At 63.3% G+C, this 21,169-nt stretch carries 18 protein-coding genes; 11 read left to right on the forward strand and 7 right to left on the reverse strand.

The window, feature by feature from the left end:
- Positions 1-124 precede the first annotated feature (124 nt).
- From PVU19_RS00535 to PVU19_RS00550, 4 genes are read left to right on the forward strand one after another with little or no spacing between them, the layout of a single operon-like run.
- Complete coding sequence (locus PVU19_RS00535; protein ID WP_050664205.1) at positions 125-805, forward strand: 5-formyltetrahydrofolate cyclo-ligase; 681 nt, start codon at positions 125-127, stop codon at positions 803-805.
- Entirely contained in the window at positions 802-2,010 is a 1,209-nt protein-coding gene (locus PVU19_RS00540) for an NnrS family protein (protein WP_274789855.1), read from the forward strand. The genes PVU19_RS00535 and PVU19_RS00540 overlap by 4 nt, the downstream gene beginning before the upstream one ends.
- A gap of 2 nt (positions 2,011-2,012) precedes the next feature.
- Positions 2,013-2,681, forward strand: a complete 669-nt coding sequence (locus PVU19_RS00545) for an NnrU family protein (RefSeq protein ID WP_050663871.1) — start codon at positions 2,013-2,015, stop codon at positions 2,679-2,681.
- Positions 2,682-2,735: 54 nt separating this feature from the next.
- Entirely contained in the window at positions 2,736-3,221 is a 486-nt protein-coding gene (locus PVU19_RS00550; RefSeq protein ID WP_050663891.1) for a flavodoxin family protein, read from the forward strand.
- 25 nt (positions 3,222-3,246) lie between these two features.
- Here the strand turns inward: PVU19_RS00550 and PVU19_RS00555 are convergent, their stop codons facing one another.
- On the reverse strand, positions 3,247-4,167 hold the full coding sequence (locus tag PVU19_RS00555) for a response regulator transcription factor (RefSeq protein ID WP_050663872.1): 921 nt from the start codon (positions 4,165-4,167) through the stop codon (positions 3,247-3,249).
- The gene (locus tag PVU19_RS00560) at positions 4,157-7,501 is read right to left on the reverse strand and encodes a hybrid sensor histidine kinase/response regulator (RefSeq protein ID WP_050663873.1); all 3,345 of its coding nucleotides are present in this window, start codon (positions 7,499-7,501) and stop codon (positions 4,157-4,159) included. Before PVU19_RS00560 ends, PVU19_RS00555 begins: the two co-directional genes overlap by 11 nt.
- 264 nt (positions 7,502-7,765) lie before the next feature.
- Between PVU19_RS00560 and urtA the strand changes: the two genes are divergently transcribed.
- From urtA to PVU19_RS00595, 7 genes are all read left to right on the forward strand, one after another.
- Positions 7,766-9,037, forward strand: a complete 1,272-nt coding sequence (urtA, locus tag PVU19_RS00565; RefSeq protein WP_050663874.1) for an urea ABC transporter substrate-binding protein — start codon at positions 7,766-7,768, stop codon at positions 9,035-9,037.
- Positions 9,038-9,163: 126 nt separating this feature from the next.
- Positions 9,164-10,090, forward strand: a complete 927-nt coding sequence (gene urtB / locus PVU19_RS00570; protein ID WP_050663875.1) for an urea ABC transporter permease subunit UrtB — start codon at positions 9,164-9,166, stop codon at positions 10,088-10,090.
- A 22-nt stretch (positions 10,091-10,112) separates the two neighbouring features.
- Positions 10,113-11,246, forward strand: coding sequence for an urea ABC transporter permease subunit UrtC (urtC, locus tag PVU19_RS00575; protein ID WP_200901877.1), 1,134 nt, complete (start codon positions 10,113-10,115; stop codon positions 11,244-11,246).
- Positions 11,247-11,254: 8 nt separating this feature from the next.
- Complete coding sequence (gene urtD / locus PVU19_RS00580) at positions 11,255-12,007, forward strand: urea ABC transporter ATP-binding protein UrtD (protein WP_050663877.1); 753 nt, start codon at positions 11,255-11,257, stop codon at positions 12,005-12,007.
- A 13-nt stretch (positions 12,008-12,020) separates the two neighbouring features.
- Positions 12,021-12,710, forward strand: coding sequence for an urea ABC transporter ATP-binding subunit UrtE (gene urtE, locus PVU19_RS00585; protein ID WP_082237854.1), 690 nt, complete (start codon positions 12,021-12,023; stop codon positions 12,708-12,710).
- A gap of 21 nt (positions 12,711-12,731) precedes the next feature.
- Entirely contained in the window at positions 12,732-13,961 is a 1,230-nt protein-coding gene (gene fmdA / locus PVU19_RS00590) for a formamidase (protein ID WP_050663879.1), read from the forward strand.
- A gap of 57 nt (positions 13,962-14,018) precedes the next feature.
- Positions 14,019-14,354: an FmdB family zinc ribbon protein gene (locus tag PVU19_RS00595; protein WP_050663880.1), complete on the forward strand. Its 336-nt coding sequence runs from the start codon at positions 14,019-14,021 to the stop codon at positions 14,352-14,354.
- Between the two features lie 43 nt (positions 14,355-14,397).
- Here PVU19_RS00595 and mdoH read toward each other — a convergent pair whose 3' ends face one another.
- The 5 genes from mdoH to PVU19_RS00620 form a co-directional block, all read right to left on the reverse strand.
- Entirely contained in the window at positions 14,398-16,281 is a 1,884-nt protein-coding gene (mdoH, locus tag PVU19_RS00600; RefSeq protein ID WP_050663881.1) for a glucans biosynthesis glucosyltransferase MdoH, read from the reverse strand.
- Positions 16,269-17,774, reverse strand: a complete 1,506-nt coding sequence (locus PVU19_RS00605; RefSeq protein ID WP_050663882.1) for an OpgD/OpgG family glucan biosynthesis protein — start codon at positions 17,772-17,774, stop codon at positions 16,269-16,271. The genes mdoH and PVU19_RS00605 overlap by 13 nt, the downstream gene beginning before the upstream one ends.
- Positions 17,771-19,000, reverse strand: coding sequence for an OpgC family protein (locus PVU19_RS00610; RefSeq protein WP_050663883.1), 1,230 nt, complete (start codon positions 18,998-19,000; stop codon positions 17,771-17,773). Before PVU19_RS00610 ends, PVU19_RS00605 begins: the two co-directional genes overlap by 4 nt.
- Positions 19,001-19,036: 36 nt before the next feature.
- A complete protein-coding gene (locus PVU19_RS00615) occupies positions 19,037-20,413 on the reverse strand; it encodes a tetratricopeptide repeat protein (protein ID WP_050663884.1) in 1,377 nt (458 codons plus the stop codon).
- Positions 20,414-20,622: 209 nt separating this feature from the next.
- Positions 20,623-21,093: a DUF302 domain-containing protein gene (locus PVU19_RS00620; protein ID WP_050663885.1), complete on the reverse strand. Its 471-nt coding sequence runs from the start codon at positions 21,091-21,093 to the stop codon at positions 20,623-20,625.
- Positions 21,094-21,169 lie beyond the last annotated feature (76 nt).

The raw sequence follows: 21,169 nt of genomic DNA on the forward strand, positions 1-21,169 counted from the left end.
CGCGTTCCCTGATTGTGTTTGCAAATCCGAGTATAGCAGTATAATCGGTATTTGAAATACTTATTCATGCAAAAGGCCTCGCCGCCATGACAACCCGTACCCCAACCCCCACGTGGCCCAGCGCATGAGCACCGACCGGACATATGCCTCGCCCCCCTGCCTCGCCGCCGAGGTGGACCCCGCCTACTCAGACCCGAGTGCGGATGCAGCGGACGATGTGGCCCGCTGGCGCCGTGACACGCGTGCGCAGCTGCGCACGGCCCGCGACGCCCTGCGCGTAACCGAGCGGGATACCATATCCCACGCGCTGCAAGCACATCTGCGCACCCTGCTGACCCAGCGTTTCGGCAGCGTTCGGGGCCGCATCATCTCGTTCTACTGGCCGATCAAGGCAGAGCCGGACCTGCGCCCGTTGATGGCAACCCTGCACCAAGAGGGCGCGGTGATCGCGCTGCCGCTGGTCGAGCAAAAGGCCACGCCACTGGTCTTTCGTCACTGGACGCCCGAGACACGCATGCAGCGCGGCGACTGGAACATCCCGGTGCCGCCCCCCGAGGCCGACCGGCTGACGCCCGCGATCACGCTCGCCCCGCTGGTCGGTTGGGATGACGATGGCTATCGCCTCGGATATGGCGGCGGCTATTTCGACCGCACGCTGGCCGCAGTGTCGCCGCGTCCGTTCACCATCGGCATCGGGTATCAGGCGGCACGGCTGACCACGATCCACCCACAACCCCATGACATCCCGCTCGATCTCATCCTGACCGAGGCCGGTATTGCAACCGAAAGGACAGCGTCGCAATGACCGCAACAACCTCCTCGCAGATGCGGGCCTGGACCGGTCCGGCCATCCTGACCTATGGGTTCCGTCCGTTCTTCTTCGGGGCGGCGGTCTGGGCGGCGCTGGCCATGGCCCTTTGGGTGCCGATGCTGTCGGGGCATCTGGTGCTGCCCACTGCACTCGATCCGGTCAGCTGGCACGCCCATGAATTCCTGTTCGGCTATCTCGGCGCGGTGATCGCCGGATTTCTCCTGACCGCGGTGCCGAACTGGACCGGCCGTCTGCCGATCGTGGGCTGGCGTCTCGGGGCGCTGGCTCTGGTCTGGGGCGGCGGGCGACTGGCGGTCGCCCTCTCGGCAGACGTGCCCCCGGGGCTTGTGGCCGGGGTCGATCTGGCCTTTCCCGTCGTTCTGGGCCTCGCCATCCTGCGCGAGATCGTGGCAGGCAAGAACTGGCGTAACCTGCTGGTGCTGATGATGCTCGCGGGCTTTACCACCGGCAACGCCCTCTTCCACTGGGAGGCCGCGCAGGGCACTTACGCGGCACAAGGCTACGGGCTGCGGCTGGGCCTTGGGGCCGCGATCCTGATGATCGCCGTGATCGGCGGGCGGATCGTGCCCTCCTTTACCCGCAACTGGCTGGTCAAACGCGGCGCGGGGCGGCTGCCTGCCCCACCGATGCAACGGTTTGACAAACTCGCCCTTCTGGCCCTGCTGGCCACCATTCTGCTTTGGGTCGCACTGCCGCTTGGCGTGCCGACCGGCGTGGCCCTGCTGGCCGCCGGGGCGCTGCAGATCTGGCGGCTGGCGCGCTGGGCGGGCGACCGCACCGCGCGCGAACCGCTCGTGCTCGTGCTGCATGTCGCCTATGCCTTTCTGCCTTTCGGCGCGCTCGCGCTGGGGGTCGAGGCGATCTGGCCCGGCAGTCTGGGCGGTACGGCGGCGCAGCATCTCTGGATGGCAGGCGCGCTTGGCCTGATGACGCTGGCGGTGATGACCCGTGCAACGCTGGGCCATACCGGACAGCCCCTGACCGCCGGGCCGGGCACGGTCGCGCTCTATATCGCCCTCGTTGCATCGGTTCTGCTGCGGCTTGCCGCCGGGCTCTGGCCTGACGCGGCCCCGTTGCTCTACGCCGCCTCGGGGCTGGCCTGGATCGCGGCCTTTGGTGGCTTTGCGCTGCTCTATGGCCCGGCCCTGCTGCGCGCCCCAGCGGCCAAGGCAGGCTGACCATGTTGACGGGCTGGCTTGAATTCGTGGCGGCGTTCTTCGTATTCTTCCTGTCGCATTCACTGCCGGTACGCCCGCCGCTGAAGCCGTGGTTGCAGGCGCGGCTGGGGCGGGTCGGGTTCACGCTATTCTATTCATTCCTGTCGCTCGCCGTTCTGGTCTGGCTTATCGGCGCGGCGGGCCGTGCGCCGTTTTTGCCGCTCTGGGGATGGTCCCCCTGGCAGAACCACGTGACGCTGGCGCTCATGCTGCTGGTCTGTCTTTTGCTGGCCACGGCACTCGCACGGCCAAACCCGTTCTCGTTCGGCGACGCGGGCAATGCGCGCTTCGATCCGGCCCGGCCCGGCATCGTTCGGCTGACACGCCACCCCCTGCTCGTGGCACTCGCGCTCTGGGCCGGGGCGCATCTCGTACCCAATGGCGATCTCGCTCATGCGCTTCTCTTTGGCACCTTCGCCACCTTCGCCACGCTCGGGGGCCGGATCATCGACCGACGCAAGCGCCGCGACATGGGCGCCGACTGGGACCGGCTGATCGCGGCAACGCAGGCCGCGCCACCGCGCCCCGCATCATGGCTGGCGACTGCAATACGCGCCGTGCTGGGGCTTTTGCTCTATGCCACGCTGATCTGGCTGCACCCGCATCTGTTCGGGGTCAGCCCGCTGCCCTGACCCCGCACGCCGAGGCCTGTGGTCAAGCGCCTGCATCGCCGTTACCTTGCGCTTATGGCAAAGCTGCTCATCGTCTATCACTCGCGCACCGGCGGCAGCCAGCAAATGGCAGAGGCCGCGTATCACGCCGCCAGGGCCGAGGCCGAGACCTCGCTCCTGCCCGCCGATCAGGCCGGGCCGGAGGATCTGCTGGCGGCGGATGGCTATCTCTTCTGCGCCCCGGAAAACCTCGCCGCGCTGTCTGGCGTGATGAAGGATTTCTTCGACCGGTGCTATTACCCGGTGCTGGGCCGCATCGAGGGGCGCGCCTATGCGCAGATGATCTGCGCCGGATCAGATGGCGAAAACGCCGCCCGCCAGACCGCCCGCATCGCCCAAGGCTGGCGGCTGCGCGCGGTTCAGGACCCGCTGATCATCTGCACCCATGCCCAGAGCCCCGAGGCGATCCTTGCCACCAAGACGATCCCCGAGGCGGATCTGGCGCAATGCCGCGACATCGGTCAGGCGCTCGCCGCCGGTCTTGAGATGGGCATGTTCTGAGAGGGCCTTCAAGCGTCCGAGAGGCTCACACGCCGTGCAGCGCCCGGTCCGCCATAACGGCGGCAGAGGTGCGGTTGTCGACCCCCATCTTGTGAAAGACCTGTTCGAGATGCTTGTTCACCGTGCGTGCGCTCAGCGACAGGATTTCGGCGATGTCGCGATTGGTCTTGCCATGCGACAGCCACAACAGCACCTGCGCCTCGCGCGCGGTCAGGGCGAACACCTTGGCCAGACGCTCATCCTCGCTGATCTCCGGCTCGTCTTCCTTGAGGCGCACCACGATCTCACCCTGAAACTGGCCCAGATAAACCAGTTTCAGCCGCCCCTCGACATAGGGTTTCGCGGTCGACATGGGCTGCGAGCCAAGCCGCTCCAGCCAGGCCTGAACCGGCACGGACGCAACCCCGCCTGCCGCCAGCGGCGTCTCCGAGAGCCGCTCCACCGCCTTGGGCGTGCCCCAACTGATCCGGCCGTCCATGGCAAAGGTCACCACCGTCTGACCGGCATAATGCAACGCCGCCCGCGCCGATTGAATCGCGCGCGCGTTCAGGACATGCGTGGTGATCCGTGCCAGCAATTCCTCGACCACGACCGGCTTGGTGATATAGTCCACGCCCCCGGCCTGAAGCCCCTTCAGAATATGCTCTGACTCCGACATGCCGGTCATGAAGATCACCGGCGCCGCCATCGCATCCGGTGCGATCTTGAGCCTGCGACAGGTCTCGAACCCGTCCAGACCGGGCATCATCGCATCCAGCAGGATGACATCGGGCTGCACCCTCTGGGCCAGATCAATGCCATCCTCGCCAGAGCGGGCGACCAGAACGGTCATGCCGTTCTCCTCCAGCGCGCGGGACACCAGCCCGAGCGTTTCCGGCGCATCGTCGATCACCAGCGCGATGAAACGGCTGGCCGAGACGGGATTGGACAGGGTGTCAGCGTGCATCTTGCATCATCTCCTTCAACAGGCGGGCCGCCCCCGGCAGATCAAACGCATCGAGATGGCGGCGCAGGCGCGCGACCTGCCCGGTCTCGGCCTTGTGCCCGCCCGTCGCCGTATCGAGTTCCCGATTGAGTCCGGCGGCATGACCGATCTCGGCCAGCCGGATCATCCGCTCTAGCGCGTCCCCCGGAATGCCACTGGCCCTTGCGGTCTCCTCTGCGTCGTCGGTGGTCAGGTCGACCTTCATCAGCCCGGCCATGCGAACCAGAAAATCGCTCAGCGAATAGGGTTTGACGATGAACGCATCATAAAGCTGGCTGCGGTCGATGGATTGCCGCGCCTCCAGCGCATGCCCCGTCACCATCATGATCGGCGTTGACAGATGCGCGCTCCGGTCGCGCAGGGCCTGGGCCAGATCCCAGCCGGTCATGCCCGGCATGTCGATGTCGAGAATGAAGAGGTCCGGCGTCACGTCCTCCAGCGCGGACAGCGCGGATTCGGCATCGGGCAGCGCCTGCACGAGAAACCCCAAAGGCCGCAGCGTGGTTTCCAGCAGACGCAGATGGTCGTGATCGTCATCCACCACCATCACCGTCTTGAGCGGTCCGACATAGCCCGCCGCCATGATCCGCTCTTTCATGGTCCAGGCCGCGCTCGGAATGGCGCTCTCGCGCAGCGAGGGCAGCATCAGGCGCACGGAAAAGGTCGTGCCCGCGCCCGGCTCGCTTTTCACGGTGATCTCACCGCCCAGAATCTCGACCAGCAGCCGCGTGATCGTCAGCCCCAAACCCGACCCCGCCGAGGTCTTTTGCGCGAACCTCTCGAACGGCTTCCAGATCCGGTCGATGTTTTCCTCTTCGATCCCGATGCCGGTATCGCTCACCTCGAGAAGCGCGACCTCGTTGCGATAGTGCAGATGCAGCGTGACCGTGCCCGACGGCGTATAGTTGATGGCGTTGGACAGCAGATTGATGATGATCTGACGCAGCCGCTTTTCGTCGAACTCGATCCATTCCGGCGGGTTGCCGGAGGTCTGGATCGCGAAATCGAGGCCCTTTTCGCGCGCCTGTCGCTGAAACACCGCCGCGATCTGACGCAAGAGCGAGGGCAGGTTGATCCGGTCACGGTAAATCTCCAGCCGGCCCGCCTCGATCTTGGAGATATCGAGCAGATTCTCGATCAGCGCCGCCAGATGCTCTGATCCGCGCCGGATCGCCAGCACCGCCTCGCGCCGACCGGCCGGAATATCACGGTCCTGCTCCATCAGCTGCGCATAGCCGTAAATCGCGTTCAGCGGCGTGCGCAACTCGTGACTGATCCCGGCCATGTAGCGCGTCTTGGCCAGGTTGGCGGCCTCGGCCTTTTCCTTGGCTGACTGCAATTCCGCGTCGGTGCGTTCATGCGCGCGGATTTCCTGCAACAGCCGCTGCGTCTGCACCTCGGCCTCGTCCCGGGCCTTGTTATGGCTTTCGCGGATCAGGATGAAGGTCCAGACGATGATGCCGTTGACCACCAGCACCGTGCAGAAAATCACGGTCAGCACCGCATCAAGCTGCGCTGTCTCCGCCTTCGACCGGATCAGCAACAGCACCCCGGCAAAGACCGAACTCGGCACGGCGGTGGCGATGAAGAACACCGACAGCCGCGAGATCAGAACCGAAAAGACCCGGCGCGGCAGGATGCGCCGCAGGGTCGACACCCACATCACCGCGTAGGTCGCGTGCGGTTTGCAACTGTCCCGGCACGACGCATCGAGCGTGCAGCACAGCGAACAGATCGGCCCCGCGTAGAACGGACAGTCGGTCATGTCCTCCGGGTCGAAACGGTACTCGCACACGCAACAGGTCTGGGTGCCTTCGGGCGTTGTCGGCCCGGGCGCGGTGACCGGGCGGGCGATATAGTACTTGCCCCCCGTCCCCCATGCGATGACCGGTGCCACGACAAATGCTGTGGCCAGCGCGATCAGTGACGAAAACGGCTGAAGCGTCTCGCCCGTGCCGCCCGCCAGAACAAGGATCGACACCAGCACCGCGATCAGCATCGCCCCTGTGCCGACCGGGTTGATGTCATAAAGATGCGCCCGACGGAACTCGATCCCCTTGGGACTGAGCCCAAGAGGTTTGTTCACCACCAGATCCGCCGTCAGCGCCCCGATCCATGCAAGCGCCACGTGAGAGTAAAGCCCGAGGATCGATTCGATCACATGAAACACCCCCAGTTCCATCAGCATCAGGGCGATGGACACGTTGAACACCAGCCAGATCACCCGCCCGGGATGCGAATGCGTCAGCCGCGAAAAGAAATTGGACCACGCGATAGAGCCTGCATAGGCATTGGTCACATTGATCTTGAGCTGCGACAGGATGACGAACGCCCCGGTCAGGACGAGCGCGAGAAACGGCACGGTGATCACCTGATCGAAGGCGGTGAAATACATCTTGGTCGGGTCGGTGGCATCGCGCGGCGGCACCGCCGCACCAATGGCCAACGTCAGCAGGAAAGACCCCAGAAGCATCTTGATCACGCCCAGAACGGTCCATCCCGGCCCCGCCGCCAATAGCGCGATCCACCAGCGCCGCCGCTCGGCTTTGGTCTTGGGTTCACGCAGAAAGCGCAGGAAATCCACCTGCTCGCCGATCTGTGCGATCAGCGACAGAACCACCCCCATCGCGGCCCCGATCATCATCAGTGTCGGCCCTTCGGCGCCGCGTTCACCGGTGAACCCGGTCCAGCTTTCAAGATCGACGCCGGAATAGGCCAATAGCGCGAAGGGCAGGATATGAAGGATGATCCAGAACGGCTGCGTCACGGTCTGAAACGCCGAGATCTTGGAAAATCCGTTGATCACCAGCGGAATCACCACCACCGCCGACAGCAGATAGCCAAGCCCGAGCGGCACACCGAAACAGAACTCCAGCGCAAAGGCGAGGATCGCGGCCTCGAGTGCGAAAAAGATGAAGGTGAAGGTGGCATAGATCAGCGAGGTGATCGTCGAGCCGATATAGCCAAACCCCGCGCCACGCGTCAAAAGGTCGATATCCACTCCGTAGCGCGCCCCGTAATAGCTGATCGGCAGGCAGGTCAGGAACAGGATCAGCCCCGCCAGCATGATCGCGAGAATCGCGGCATCGAACCCGTAGATCAGCGTCAGCGCACCGCCGATCGCCTCGAGCGCCAGAAACGAGATCGAGCCGAGCGCGGTATTGGCCACGCGCGCGTAACTCCAGCGCCGCGCGCGCCGCGCGGTGTAACGGAGGGCGAAATCCTCCATCGTTTCATTGGCGACCCAACGATTGTATTTCCGTCGGCCGCCCGTGGCACTGAATGATATGGCCATGGGCCTCCAGGGTCCTGAAGAGCGGCTGCGAGGCCGCGGAAATCTTGTGGCGCGAACCGCACCGTTCAAAGAGCACGAACACGGCGCGACTACGCAAACAGCCGCATCGGCACAGCGCCGGAAACAAGGGCCATTGTGCAGGGTAAAAACGCCCAACCATATACGTCATTCAACGTATACTGCATTGCAGCATTTCCTGCCAGCTTGCTTGTCAGAGGCACAATCGTGCCGTCTCAACGACAGTTGCACTGATAAGGAGGCACTATGACCGATACGAAAAAATCACCCGAAATCAGCAACCTGAGCCGTCGCACCGTGTTGGCGGGCGGGGCTGCTCTTTCGGCATCGCTGTTCACACCCAAGATGCTGCGCGCGCAAGATTTCCCCACCGATGTGGTCAACACCACCGGGCTTGCGGTCACCGACACGACCGTGACCTGCGGTATCCTGCACTCGATCACCGGCACCATGGCGATCTCGGAAACCGGCTCGGTTCAGGCCGAAAAGCTGGCCATCGAACAGATCAACGCCCAGGGCGGCATCCTCGGACGCAAGATCGAGTTCATCCAGGAAGACGGCGCATCCGACTGGCCCACCTTTGCCGAAAAGGCCAAGAAACTCTTGGTGCAGGACAAGGTCGCATCGGTCATGGGCTGCTGGACATCGGCCAGCCGCAAGGCGGTTCTGCCGGTATTCGAGCAGTATAACGGCTTTCTCTACTATCCCACCTTCTACGAGGGTCTCGAGCAGAGCCCCAACGTCATCTACACCGGGCAGGAAGCGACCCAGCAGATCATCGCCGGTCTCGACTGGGTCAACAAGACCAAGGGGGCCAAGACCTTCTACTTGCTGGGGTCGGATTACATCTGGCCGCGCACCTCGAACAAGATCGCGCGCAAGCATATCGAAAACTTCATGGACGGCTGCAAGGTCGTAGGCGAAGAGTATTACCCGCTCGGCCACACGCAGTTCAACTCGGTGATCAACAAGATCCGCCTGCGCAAGCCCGACGTGATCTACGCCATCGTCGTGGGTGGCTCGAACGTGGCCTTCTACAAGCAGCTGACCGCAGCGGGCATCGACCCGACCGAGGAAAGCCCGATCGTTCTGACCATCTCCGTGACCGAGGACGAAATCCGCGGCATCGGCGGCGAGAACATCGACGGGGCCTATGCCTGCATGAAGTATTTCCAGAGCCTCGAAAACGAGAACAACCAGGCATTCGTCAAGGCGTTCAAGGACATGTGGGGCGACGAGATCGTCATCGGTGACGTCACGCAGGCGGCCTATCTCGGGCCCTGGCTGTGGAAGGCCGCCGTGGAACAGGCAGGCTCCTTCGACGTCGACAAGGTCCGCGAGGCCAGCCCCGGCATCGAGCTTACTTCCGCGCCCGAGGGTTACGTCAAGGTGCATGAAAACCATCACCTGTGGTCCAAGACACGTGTCGGCCGCGCCAAGGCGGATGGTCAATACGAAGTCGTGTTCGAGACCGCCGATCTGGTCGAGCCCGATCCGTTCCCCGAAGGCTACCAGTAAGGGCTGTCCGCTATCCGCCCGCACCAGACCTGGGCCGGATAGCGCGCCCCTCCTGCGCCGCGTTGGTCCCACGCGGCGCAGCCCCCTGACCTTTCTCCCGCTGCCATCAGAAACGGAAGACATGCCATGTTTGCAGACTATTCCACCAGCGACCTGATCGCGATCTTTGCCATGCAGGGCTTTGCCGGTCTCATCCTGTTCTCGGTCTTCGTGCTGATGGCGCTCGGTCTCGCGATCATCTTTGGCCAGATGGGCGTGATCAACATGGCGCATGGCGAATTCATGATTCTCGGTGCCTATGTCACCTACCTAATGTCGAACCTCTTCTCCGCTTACATGCCCGCCCTCTTCAGCATGTATTTCTTCGTCGCGATGGCGGTCGCCTTTGTCGCGGCGGGCGCGCTCGGGATGCTGGTGGAATGGGCCCTGATCCGGCATCTCTACAAACGCCCGCTCGACACGCTGCTGGCCACATGGGGGCTCAGCCTGATCCTGCAACAGACCTACCGCACAGTCTTCGGCGCGCGCGAGGTGGGGGTGTCGATCCCCGACTGGATGATGGGCTCGCTGCCGATCACCGACCTGATCGAGGTGCCGATCAACGGCATTTTCGTGATGGTGCTCGCCATCAGCATTTCCGTCGGCGTCTACGTGATGATGTATCGCTCGGGCTGGGGCAAGCAGGTGCGCGCAATCAACAACAACCGCCAGATGGCCGATGCCGTGGGCATCAACACCGCCTGGACTGACCGGATGACCTTCGCCATCGGATGCGGCGTGGCGGGCGTGGCGGGTTCAGCCTTCACGATGATCGGCTCCACCGGGCCGACTTCCGGCCAGCTTTACATCGTCGACACCTTCCTCGTGGTGGTCTTCGGCGGCGCGGGCAGCCTTCTGGGCACCATCGCCAGCGCATTCTCGATCAGCCAGGCCCAGTCGATCATGGAATTCTTCCTGTCCGGCTCGATGGCCAAGGTTCTCACCCTGCTGACCGTGGTCGGCATCCTGATGCTGCGCCCGCAGGGCCTCTTCTCCCTGAAACTGCGCAAGTAAGCCGGAGGCAACGATGCACCCCATGCCGATCAAACACTCCTTCATGACCCGGCGCGATCTTGTCGGCTATGCCATCCTCGCGGCGATCATCTTCATCGTGTTTCCCGCACTGCTCGAACCCTTCCGCCTGAACCTCTTCGGCAAGTATCTGACCTACGCCTTCGTCGCCATCGGCCTCGTGCTGTGCTGGGGCGTGGGCGGCATTCTCAGCCTTGGTCAGGGCGTCTTCTTCGGGCTTGGCGGCTACTGTATGGCGATGTTCCTCAAGCTCGAGGCCTCCTCGCCCGAAAACACCGCGATCCAGTCCACCCCCGGCATTCCGGATTTCATGGACTGGAACCAGATCACCGCCCTGCCCTGGTGGTGGGAGCCGTTCAACTCGCTGGCCTTCACACTCGTGGCGGTGATCGTGGTGCCGGTCGTGTTTTCCTTCATCATCGGTGTCGCGATGTTCCGCCGCCGGGTCGGCGGGGTCTATTTCGCGATCATCACCCAGGCTATCGCGGCGATCCTGACGATCCTGATCATCGGGCAGCAGGGCTTTACCGGCGGCGTCAACGGCATCACCGACCTGCGCACCCTCAACGGCTGGGACATCCGCACCGACGAGGCCAAGACCCTGCTCTACTTCGTCAATGGCGGGTTGCTGTTCGTGGTTCTGCTGATCGCGCAATTCGTCCGCAAATCCAAGCTGGGCCGCCTTCTGATCGCAATGCGCGATCAAGAGGACCGGGTGCGGTTCTCGGGCTATGACGTGGCCAATTTCAAGATCTTCATCTTCTGCCTCGGCGGGGCCTTCGCCGCCATCGGCGGGGCGATGTTCACGCTTCAGGTGGGTTTCATGTCGCCCAGCTTCGTGGGCATCGTGCCCTCGATCGAGATGGTGATCTATGCCGCCGTCGGCGGGCGGCTGTCGATCCTCGGGGCGGTCTACGGCACGCTTCTGGTGAACTACGCCAAGACCAGCTTTTCCGAGAGCTTTCCGGAATTGTGGCTGTTCGGCCTGGGCGCGCTCTTCATCGCCGTGGTCATGGCCTTTCCCAACGGTCTGGCCGGCCTCTGGTCCGAGCATATCGAGCCGCGCCTGATGCGCCTCTGGCCCGGTGCGGCGAATGACACCGCCGCATCCACGGCCGAAAAAACCCCCGCGGAATGAGGTGAGCCATGCTGGACTACAACAACAAGAACTTCGTTCTGATGGTCGAAGACCTCACCGTGTCCTTCGACGGGTTCAAGGCGGTCAACGACCTCAGCTTCTATGTCGAACCCAATGAATGCCGGGTCATCATCGGGCCCAACGGCGCGGGCAAGACCACGGTGCTCGACCTGATCTGCGGGCGCACCCGCGCCACCTCGGGCTCGATCGCATTCAAGGGCCAGAACCTCTTGAAAATGCGCGAGGACCAGATCGTGCATGCCGGGGTGGGCCGCAAGTTCCAGACCCCCTCGGTCTACGAAGACCTGAGCGTCTTCGCCAATCTCGAAATCAGCTATCCAAAGGGGCACGGGGTCTTCGGTGCCCTGTTCTTCCGGCGCGACGCCGCCGTGCGCGAGCGGATCACGGAAATCGCCGAGATGGTCTTTCTTACCGAACATCTCGGCCAGAAGGCGGCCTTCCTCAGCCACGGCCAGAAACAATGGCTCGAAATCGGCATGCTGCTGATCCAGGACCCCGAACTCCTGATGCTCGACGAGCCGGTCGCAGGCATGTCCGTGGCCGAGCGCCGCAAGACGGCCGATCTGCTCAACCGCATCATCGCCGACCGGTCGGTGATCGTGATCGAGCACGACATGGGCTTTGTCGCCGATATCGCCACCCGCGTGACCGTCCTGCACCAGGGGCAGGTCCTGTCGGAAGGGTCGATGGAGCATGTGCAAAACGACCCCAAGGTCGTCGAAGTCTACCTCGGACACTGAAAAGGAGAGCACCATGTTAAACGTCAAGGAACTCCGCTCGGCCTACGGCGAGAGCGAGGTGCTGCACGGGCTCGATCTCGACGTCGCCCCGGGCGAGATCATCGCGATCATGGGGCGCAACGGCATGGGCAAGACCACGCTGATGAAGACGCTGATGGGCATCATGCCGACCAGATCCGGCACCGTCACCGTCGAGGGCAAGACTGTCACCGACCTCAAGCCGCATCAGCGCGTGGCCAGCGGCATCGCCTATGTGCCACAGGGCCGGATGATCTTTTCCTCCATGACGGTGCAGGAAAATGTCGAAACCGGGCTGACCGTGACCGGCGAAAGCACCGTGCCCCCGGATATCTACGAACTCTTCCCCGTGCTGCTCGACATGAAATCACGACGCGGCGGCAACCTGTCGGGTGGCCAGCAACAACAGCTGGCCATCGCCCGCGCGCTCGCCTCGCGCCCCAAGGTGCTGCTTCTGGATGAACCGACCGAGGGCATCCAGCCGTCGATCATCCGCGAGATGGCGCGCACCCTGCGCCGGATCCGCGATGAAAAGGGCCTGTCCATCGTGGTCTCCGAACAGGTCCTGACCTTCGCGCTCGACGTCGCCGACCGGGTGGTCGTTCTGGAAAACGGCACCTTCGTCCATGACAGCCCGCGCGAGGGCATCGACGAGGCGAAAGTCTCGAAATTCCTATCCGTTTGACCAAAGCAAAGAGAGGACAACATGGCAGATACGCTTATTTCGGTCGATCTTTCCGAAAGCCCGCACACCAACGAGGCGGTGCACAACCGCTGGCATCCCGATATCCCAATTGCCGTCTGGGTTGAGCCGGGTGACGATTTCAAGATCGAAACCTATGACTGGACCGGCGGCCAGATCAAGAATGACGACGATGCCGCCGACGTGCGCGACGTTGAATTGGAACAGGTGCATTACCTCTCCGGCCCGATCGGCGTGAAAGGGGCCGAACCGGGCGATCTGCTCAAGGTTCACATCCTCGATATCGGCGCCAAGGAAGAGATGAACTGGGGTTTCAACGGCTTTTTCTCCAAGCAGAACGGCGGCGGCTTCCTGACCGATCATTTCCCCGAGGCGCAGAAATCCATCTGGGATTTTCATGGCATGTTCACCTCGTCACGTCACGTGCCGGGGGTGAAATACGCAGGGCTCATTCACCCGGGCCTGATCGGCTGCCTGCCGGACCGCAAGATGCTGGACATGTGGAACAGCCGCGAAAAGGCACTGGTCGACACCGATCCCGGGCGCGTGCCCCCCTTGGCCGCCCTGCCCGACACGCAGTCCGCGCATATGGGCAAACTCACCGGCGACGAAAAGATGAAAGCCGCGTCCGAGGCCGCGCGCACCGTGCCGCCCCGCGAACATGGCGGCAATTGCGACATCAAGGATCTGTCGCGCGGAGCGACCTGCTATTTCCCGGTCTACGTGGACGGGGCGGGGCTTTCGATGGGCGACCTGCACTTTAGCCAGGGCGACGGCGAGATCACCTTCTGCGGTGCCATCGAGATGGCCGGCTGGCTGCATATCCAGGTTGAACTGGTCAAGGGCGGGATGGAGAAATACGGTATCAAGAACCCGATCTTCAAACCCTCCCCGATCACGCCGAAATACGACGATTACCTGATCTTCGAGGGCATCTCCGTCGATGAGAGCGGGCATCAGCACTATCTCGACGTGCATGTTGCCTATCGCCAGGCCTGCCTGAACGCGATCGAGTATCTCAAGAAGTTCGGCTATACCGGCGCGCAGGCCTACGCCATCCTCGGCACCGCCCCGGTGCAGGGCCATATCTCGGGCGTGGTGGATATTCCCAACGCCTGCGCGACGCTCTGGCTTCCGAACGAGATTTTCGAGTTCGACATCATGCCAGGCTCTGACGGGCCGACCAAACATCTCGACGGCTCAGTCGATATTCCGCTCGCCCCGGATCTCTGATCACGCGTTCGGGCGGGTCACACATGATCCGCCCGGCCTCCAAACCCGGAGACAGACATGCCCTATTATGACTATAGCTGCCCCGATTGCGGTCCGTTCACCGGCTTTGCCGCCATGTCGGATTTCGATCAGCCCTGCGCCTGCCCGACCTGCGCCGCATCCTCACCCCGCGTGCTGCTGCGCGCCCCGGCCTTCGCCAACATGGACGGCACACGGCGCACGGCCATCGCCACCAATGAACGTGCGCAACATGCCCCGAAATCAACGAAATCCCACGGTCCCGGCTGCTCGTGCTGCGGGTCGGCGTCAAAGAAATTGCCCAGTCGCACACTGCACCGCCCCGATGGCTCCAAGAGCTTTCCGGCGGCGCGGCCCTGGATGATCTCGCACTAACCCGACAGGCCACACCGCCCGCCATCGGACGATGAAACAGTCCCTATTCCGCCGCAATCGGCGTCGTGTCTGCCGCGCGAAATAGCGCCCGGTGCGCGCGGGCATCCTGCAGGATCGGCGGCGTGTCGATCATCTCGGGCGTGGCCATGACATGACGCAGTCCGCGCCACTCGCCCAGACTCAGCCCCGACAGCATCGACAGCGGCACGGCGGCAATCAGGCTGATCGCGATCGGCAACAGCCAGAGCGATACCGTGCCCGCCGCCATGCCGATGACAAGCAGCGCCCCGCTCACCGTCTCCAGCAGGTGGAATTTCAGGACCGTGCCGGGGCTGTAATCCCCACCCTTTCGCGCCTGCGGTGACCAGATCGGGCGCATGCCGATGACCGAGCGCAACACCGCCACAAGCTGTTGCACCATCATGATCGGCGCGAACAGGATCGACAGCAAAATCTCCACCACCAGCGACACGGTGAACCGCACCGCCCCGCCAAAGCTGCGGATCGGCACATCCGCCAGCCCAAGCGCCACCGCGCCCATCAGCTTGGGGGCCAGCAACATGCCATACATGAACAGCAGAATCAGAACCGAACTCACCCGGGTCATTTCCGGCCAGACCGGGTAGAGCGGGTTCTCCAGCGAGAAATAGGTGATCACGCTGTTATGCCCGTTTCCCAGTAGCGCCCAGATCACCAGCAATCCGAACCACGCAGGCGACAGAAGATAACTCATCGCGCCGTGAAACAGGTGAAAGCGCGACACGGCGTGAAAGCCACGCGTCGCCAGCAGGCTCAGATGTTGCAGGTTGCCATGGCACCAGCGCCGGTCGCGCAGCGCATAGTCGATCAGGGTGGCAGGCGGCTCCTCGTAACTGCCCTTGACCGAGGGCATGAAGCGCACGGCCCACCCGGCCCTGCGCAACAGCCCCGCCTCGACGAAATCATGGCTCAGGATCAGCCCGCCCTTCCCTGTCAGCGACGGCATTTCCGGCAGCCCCGCGCAATCGGCAAAGGCGCGGGTGCGCAGGATAGCATTATGTCCCCAGTAATTTCCCTCGGAGCCGGTCCAACCGGCCAGCCCCTCGGACAGCAGCGTGCCGTAAACGGCGGCAGAAAACTGCTGCATCCGCCCAAAGAGCGTGTCCGACCCCACCACCATCGGGGCAGATTGAATCAGCCCCGCCGTAGGGTCGGCCGACATCTCGTCCGACAGCGCGACAATCGCCTCGGCACTCATCAGGCTATCGGCATCGAGCACCAGCATCGCGTCATGCGCCGCGCCCCAGTTTTCCAGCCATTGCCCGATATTACCCACTTTGCGCCCGGTATTCTGCACCCGGCGGCGATACCAGACCGCGCAATCAGGCGGCAGCGCCGCGCGCAGCGTGGCAAAGGCGCGCTGTTCGGCCATGGCGACGGCGGCATCCTGCGTGTCCGACAGGATGAACAGCTCAAAGCGGTGCGCGGCCCCTGCCGCGCGCAGCGCCGACATCATGGCACAGGCGTTGCCGAACACCTCAGACGTGTCCTCGTTATAGATCGGCACCAACAACGCCACGTTCAGCGGCGCGGGCGTGGCACGCGCCTGCGCGCGCTTATGCATCATGTGACAGGCCAGCCCCAGCGTCGCCGTGCCCACCGCCAGCGCAATCCAGAAGAACGTGACCATCACCAGCGCCAGCAGCACCCATTCCAGCCACCACATGCCCCCGACAGACAGCCAGTCGCCAAAGGCAAGGCCCAGCGCGCCAGTGGTCAGTGTGGCAGGCAGAAAGGTGGCCGCCCGCCGCCACCAGTAATTCAGATTTGGCCGCCAGGCGGGCGCGTTGGGGTCGTGATGCACCCGGTTCAGGCTCTGAATCGGGTGATCCAGAGGGGCAGGCGGCGGCATATGCGCCGCGCCGGGAAAGGGGGTCAGGCGGTCCATCGGTAGAGCCACACTTCTGACACGCCGCGCCCCTCGTGGAACAGCTGCGCCCGGATTTCCGCCGCCGTCACCTCGCCGGGGTCAAACGAAAACGCAAGGCGCGGGCCGCCGGTTTCCGGGTTGCGCTGCACCTGCCCTTCCGAGGTTTCCAGCCGGTTGGAATAGACGTAGAGCACCAGATCGTCATACGCCTCGGGCAGCGCGTCATGCGGGGCAAAATCGACCGTCACCACCTGACGCATGTCATTGGGAAAGCCGCGCCCGGCCCGGGTCTCGATCACCCGCGCCACCGGCTTTTTCTCCTCGATGCCGCCGGTCCACGTCATGCCATAGCTGAAACTGTGCTCGGCCCCCTCGGCCAACGGCTCGCGCGGGCGCCAATATGCCACGATATTGTCGTAGATTTCCTTGTCAGTCGGGATCTCCACCAGCGTGACCGCGCCGCGCCCCCACCCCTCGCCCGGGGTGATCCACAGGCTCGGGCGCTCATGGTAATGCGCCTCAAGATCGTGGAAATCCGAATAGGCGCGCGACCGCTGCGACAGGCCAAAGCCCTGCGGGTTGGTATCCACGAAGCTCGAAATTTGCAGATCACGCGGATTGCCCAAGGGCCGCCACAGCATTTCGCCATTGCCGTTGAGAATGCTCAGCCCGTCGCTGTCATGCACAGCGGCACGGAAATCGTCGAACCGATGCCGGTTGGTGGCGTCGAAATAGAACATCGAGGTCAGCGGTGCGATGCCCACATTCTCCAGCGCCACGCGCGGCATCAGCGTGCAGCGCACCTCCACCTCGGTCTCCGCCCCCTCTGGACGCATCGTGAAATGGTAAATCCCGGTCACCGAAGGGCTCTCCATCAGCGCATGCACCGTGTGCGTGCTGACACCGGGGGCGGGTTTTTCGATCCAGAACCGGGTGAAATCGGGAAACTCCTCACCCTCCGGCCCGCCGGTATCTACCGCAAGGCCTCGCGCCGACAGGCCATAAACCAGATCGCGCGCGATCACGCGGAAATAGCTGGCCCCCTGAAACACCGCGTATTCCTGAAAAATCCCCGGCTTTTCCAGTTCCGCCCGCAGGCGCAGGCCGGAATAGCCCAGATGCCCGTCAAGCGGCAACTCGGGGGCCTTGTCGGTCTTGTCGAACAGCGAAAAATCGAACGGCAGTGTGCGCGTCATGCCATCTTCGACAAGGTTCACCTCGACGGTATGCGGGAAATAGAGCCCCGGCAGAAAAAGATCGAGTTCAAGCGTGCTATCGGCCTCGGACCAGATCGCATCCTTGCTGCGAAACCAGATCGAGCGGTATTCGTCATAGCTCATGTCCTGCCACGCCTGCGGCACGGTCGGACGCTTGGCATAGGGCTTTGCTGCCACTTCACGCGCGAGATCAAGCAGCATCGCCTCGGAAAACGGCTGCGCCGCCTGCGCTTGGGCTAGGCCAGGAAAGAGCGCAAAGGCACTCAGCGATTTCAGAACGTCACGCCGGATCATTTTGCGCCTCGCCAGGGATGTGATTTGAACCACGCCACCGAATAGGCCACGAGGATCAACGATGCGAAGCCAACGCAGTTGGCCAGCACCATGTTCCATGTCGTGCGCCCGATCTGGTCCATCACGAACCCCGAGAGCCGGGCAAAGACCATCGAAAAGACGAACACCGCGAGGGATTGCTGCCCGACCTTGAGGATCATCTTGAGCAGCCCACCCCAGGCGCGCGACAAAAGCCCCGTGCCGACGGTTTTCAGCCGCGCACCACCGTCGCCCGCCGCCACCCAGCACAGATAGGCGAGGCTCAGGAAATGCACGTAGCGCAGAATGCCGAAATCAGACTTGTTGAACAGGCCGGTGTTGTCGATGCGCCAGCCGCGCGCCCAGTCAAAGCCGAACTCCCGCATCCCGATATGCGACAGCGGCACATTGGCGATCACGATCACCAGCGCCAGCCCGATCAAGACCTTGTTCACCGGCGGTTTCGGAATCCAGCCGCGCATCAGGGCAAAGCCGGTAAAGAACACCAACTGCCAGCCGAACGGGTTGAAGTACCATTTGCGGTCCGACCACGGCTCTGCCGGGAAACCGAGATGCAGGTGCGTAAGGCCCAGCGTATCGAGCACCGCGCGTTGCGCGAACAGCCAGATCAGCGCCATCGCCGCGAACGTCGCCCAGACACTGATCCGGCTCAGCGCCATCATCAGCGGCATCATCACGAGGATGACCATATACATCGGCAGGATGTCGAAATAGTTGGGCACATAGGTCAGGCTGAACAGCCCCACCAGCTGCGGCCCCGGATCGGCAAAGAACTTCCACAGGTTCAGCGTGCCGATATAGGTCTTGTCGAAATCGCCGAAATGATCGAACGCCGCCAGCAGCGTGGCGATGGCAAAGAACATGCCGATATGCGCCCAGTAAACCTGCCAGACGCGATAACCCACGCGCCCGGTGCCCAGCGCCCATCCCGCCCGGTCAAACGTGCGGCCAAACGCGATGGCCGAGGCCATGCCGGAGCAGAACACGAAGATCTCGGTCGCATCCGAAAAGCCCCAGCGTGCCGGAATCCAGCTGGTAAAGAAATTGCTCGGGGTATGGGCGCAGAGGATGATGAACATCGCCAGCCCGCGAAAGAAATCCAGCCGGATATCGCGGGTCGTGGCAGCCGGGGCCGCCGTCTCTTTGGCGCGGCTCTGTAGCATGGCCGGATCGGCAACACTCGTCATCGCGGTGTCGGCTCCTTTTGAAATGTCGTACCGGAGTTACTCGGCGGGCAGGCGATCGGCCTCGTCCCAATCCCCGCGCGAAGCGTTAATCAGGTCGAGACGCGCGCTTGCATAGCTGTCGAGACGCCCGGCGCGCTGCGTTGCGCGTTCCTGAAGGATGGTTTCGGCCTCGTCGAGAAAGCCAGCCCGGATCGCGCAATCAATGGTGAGCCGCTCAAAGACATCACGTTGGGCATGGCTGCCCCCGGCCAGTTGCATGGAACGTCTCGCCCTTCCAAGGTTGAGGAACGCGGTCTTGTAATCGCCTTCCCCAAAGGCCTCAAGCCCCGTCGCAGCCGACAGCCCCGGATTGGCCATGCGCGTCATCAGGTCCCCTGCATTGGTCTTCTTCGCGTCACGATGCATGCGCGCCATCATCTGCTTGATCGCCGTCTCGCGATTGTCGCCCACCAGCGCCAGCATGTAATGCAGATCGGCGAAAATGAGGCAGGCATCCTCAGAGCGCCGCTCTGAGATATCGGCCAGTTCCTCCCAGCGGTCGCCCACGTTATGGCCTTCCAGCTCCAGCCGCATCAGCAGCGAGGTGCCGTTGGAGATATCGCGGAAATCGTCGGTCTTGTCTTGGCGAATCTCGTGGTCATAAAGGGCAAAAACAGAGTCTATCTCGCCCTGATCGAGATGCATCAGCGCCTTGTGCCACCAGACGTGGTAGCGAAAGTTGTTGCAATGCGCCCAGGCCCCTTCGCGCCCCTCCAGCCAGTCGAGCCCGGCACGCGCATTACAGGTCATGTCAAAGACATGCGCCACCGCGTGCAGCCCCCAGGCATCATCGGGCGAGACGCTCAGCCCCATGCGCCCGGCGGTCTCGGCGCGGGCGTAATCGCCGGTTTCCTCAAGCGAAAAGGCGTGACAGCCGAACAGGTAACCGCGCGCCGGGTTCTGCGCGTCATAGGCTGGCAACAGCGCCTCGAGCGAGGCGCGCATGCCATGCCGGTCGCCAAGGATGAACCGGGTGGCATGACCGATCTTCATCGCCAGCGCATCCTCAGGCCAGCGCGCCAGCACCGCTTCCATCTCGCGCACCGTCTCGGACGGGCGCCCGTCGAGCCATGCACCAAGGCCGCGCACATAGCCCATCTCGCGCGCCGTCGGATTGCCCTCGCGCGCACAGGCAAGCGCCGCCTGATAGGCCTGCTGCGCGGTCTCGGTCATCTCGGACTTGCCCAGCATCAGGCAAAACAGCCCCTTGGTGGCATGCGCCATCGCGAATTCCGGCGCCTCGCTCAGCACCGTGCCAAGATGATCGGGCGTTGTCGCGGCATGGGCAAGAAACGCCAGCACCATCTGGTCCCATGCCGCAAGGGCCACAGGCGATGATACGGAAGTCTCGTACCCGAATTGATCATTACGCATAGCCCGGCATCCTTTTCGGCAATCATTCACACTCCAGCTAGCCCGCTATGTATGACACCCGCAACAAAAGCGGGACGGACCTCACCAACACGTTATCCCGAGTTTAACTCATATGATGAGAACAGGGCAGGGTTGCTGCCGCATAAGGCGAACGATATCGGCGTCTTTCTGCCCAAAGGCGGAACGGGCCGCCGCCCGTCGCCCAAGGATCACTCGGCTATGGCCGATTTCGCGACAGTTTCGAAAACCCCGTCCAGTTCCGACGCAAGATCGCGCAATTTTTCGCCGCCCTCGTCGAAATAGGGAGAGAAAACCGCCGTCGGCGACTTATAGCTCAGGCTCGCGGTGCCGTCGGCGTCTTCGGTCACATACATCCGAATCGGGGCCTCGATCCCGGCGGCGATGCTCGCCTCCAGCATGCGGCGCGCGTAATCGTTGCGGTAGAGGCCAAAGACCCGGTTGCCGGCGATGCTGTGCCCCTGCATCTTCGCCCCATCAGACGCACTCGCCTGCGTCACGATGGCAATGGGGGCATCGCTCACCGCGTCACGCACCGCCTGCACCAGATCGGCAAAACTCTTGGCCGTATCGTGGATCACCCAACCCTCACGCGGCTCCAGCGCCTGCGCGGGCGCGGCAAGGACAGTGAGAACTGCGAGAAGTTTCAGAAATCGTTGCATGAATACACCTCCGGGTTGATACCCGGAGGGCTACGCGTAACCACACGCCGCAGCAAATCACGTGCCCGCGAGCCGA

Origin of the sequence: Roseovarius tolerans (assembly GCF_028885395.1) — a bacterium.
GTDB lineage: Bacteria > Pseudomonadota > Alphaproteobacteria > Rhodobacterales > Rhodobacteraceae > Roseovarius > Roseovarius tolerans.

Bases quoted from the DNA above. Each gene is read 5' to 3' on its own strand.
- PVU19_RS00535 (WP_050664205.1), top strand. From the start codon at position 125: ATGAGCACCGACCGGACATATGCCTCGCCCCCCTGCCTCGCCGCCGAG.
- PVU19_RS00540 (WP_274789855.1), top strand. From the start codon at position 802: ATGACCGCAACAACCTCCTCGCAGATGCGGGCCTGGACCGGTCCGGCC.
- PVU19_RS00545 (WP_050663871.1), top strand. From the start codon at position 2,013: ATGTTGACGGGCTGGCTTGAATTCGTGGCGGCGTTCTTCGTATTCTTC.
- PVU19_RS00550 (WP_050663891.1), top strand. From the start codon at position 2,736: ATGGCAAAGCTGCTCATCGTCTATCACTCGCGCACCGGCGGCAGCCAG.
- PVU19_RS00555 (WP_050663872.1), bottom strand. From the start codon at position 4,167: ATGCACGCTGACACCCTGTCCAATCCCGTCTCGGCCAGCCGTTTCATC.
- PVU19_RS00560 (WP_050663873.1), bottom strand. From the start codon at position 7,501: ATGGCCATATCATTCAGTGCCACGGGCGGCCGACGGAAATACAATCGT.
- urtA (WP_050663874.1), top strand. From the start codon at position 7,766: ATGACCGATACGAAAAAATCACCCGAAATCAGCAACCTGAGCCGTCGC.
- urtB (WP_050663875.1), top strand. From the start codon at position 9,164: ATGTTTGCAGACTATTCCACCAGCGACCTGATCGCGATCTTTGCCATG.
- urtC (WP_200901877.1), top strand. From the start codon at position 10,113: ATGCCGATCAAACACTCCTTCATGACCCGGCGCGATCTTGTCGGCTAT.
- urtD (WP_050663877.1), top strand. From the start codon at position 11,255: ATGCTGGACTACAACAACAAGAACTTCGTTCTGATGGTCGAAGACCTC.
- urtE (WP_082237854.1), top strand. From the start codon at position 12,021: ATGTTAAACGTCAAGGAACTCCGCTCGGCCTACGGCGAGAGCGAGGTG.
- fmdA (WP_050663879.1), top strand. From the start codon at position 12,732: ATGGCAGATACGCTTATTTCGGTCGATCTTTCCGAAAGCCCGCACACC.
- PVU19_RS00595 (WP_050663880.1), top strand. From the start codon at position 14,019: ATGCCCTATTATGACTATAGCTGCCCCGATTGCGGTCCGTTCACCGGC.
- mdoH (WP_050663881.1), bottom strand. From the start codon at position 16,281: ATGGACCGCCTGACCCCCTTTCCCGGCGCGGCGCATATGCCGCCGCCT.
- PVU19_RS00605 (WP_050663882.1), bottom strand. From the start codon at position 17,774: ATGATCCGGCGTGACGTTCTGAAATCGCTGAGTGCCTTTGCGCTCTTT.
- PVU19_RS00610 (WP_050663883.1), bottom strand. From the start codon at position 19,000: ATGACGAGTGTTGCCGATCCGGCCATGCTACAGAGCCGCGCCAAAGAG.
- PVU19_RS00615 (WP_050663884.1), bottom strand. From the start codon at position 20,413: ATGCGTAATGATCAATTCGGGTACGAGACTTCCGTATCATCGCCTGTG.
- PVU19_RS00620 (WP_050663885.1), bottom strand. From the start codon at position 21,093: ATGCAACGATTTCTGAAACTTCTCGCAGTTCTCACTGTCCTTGCCGCG.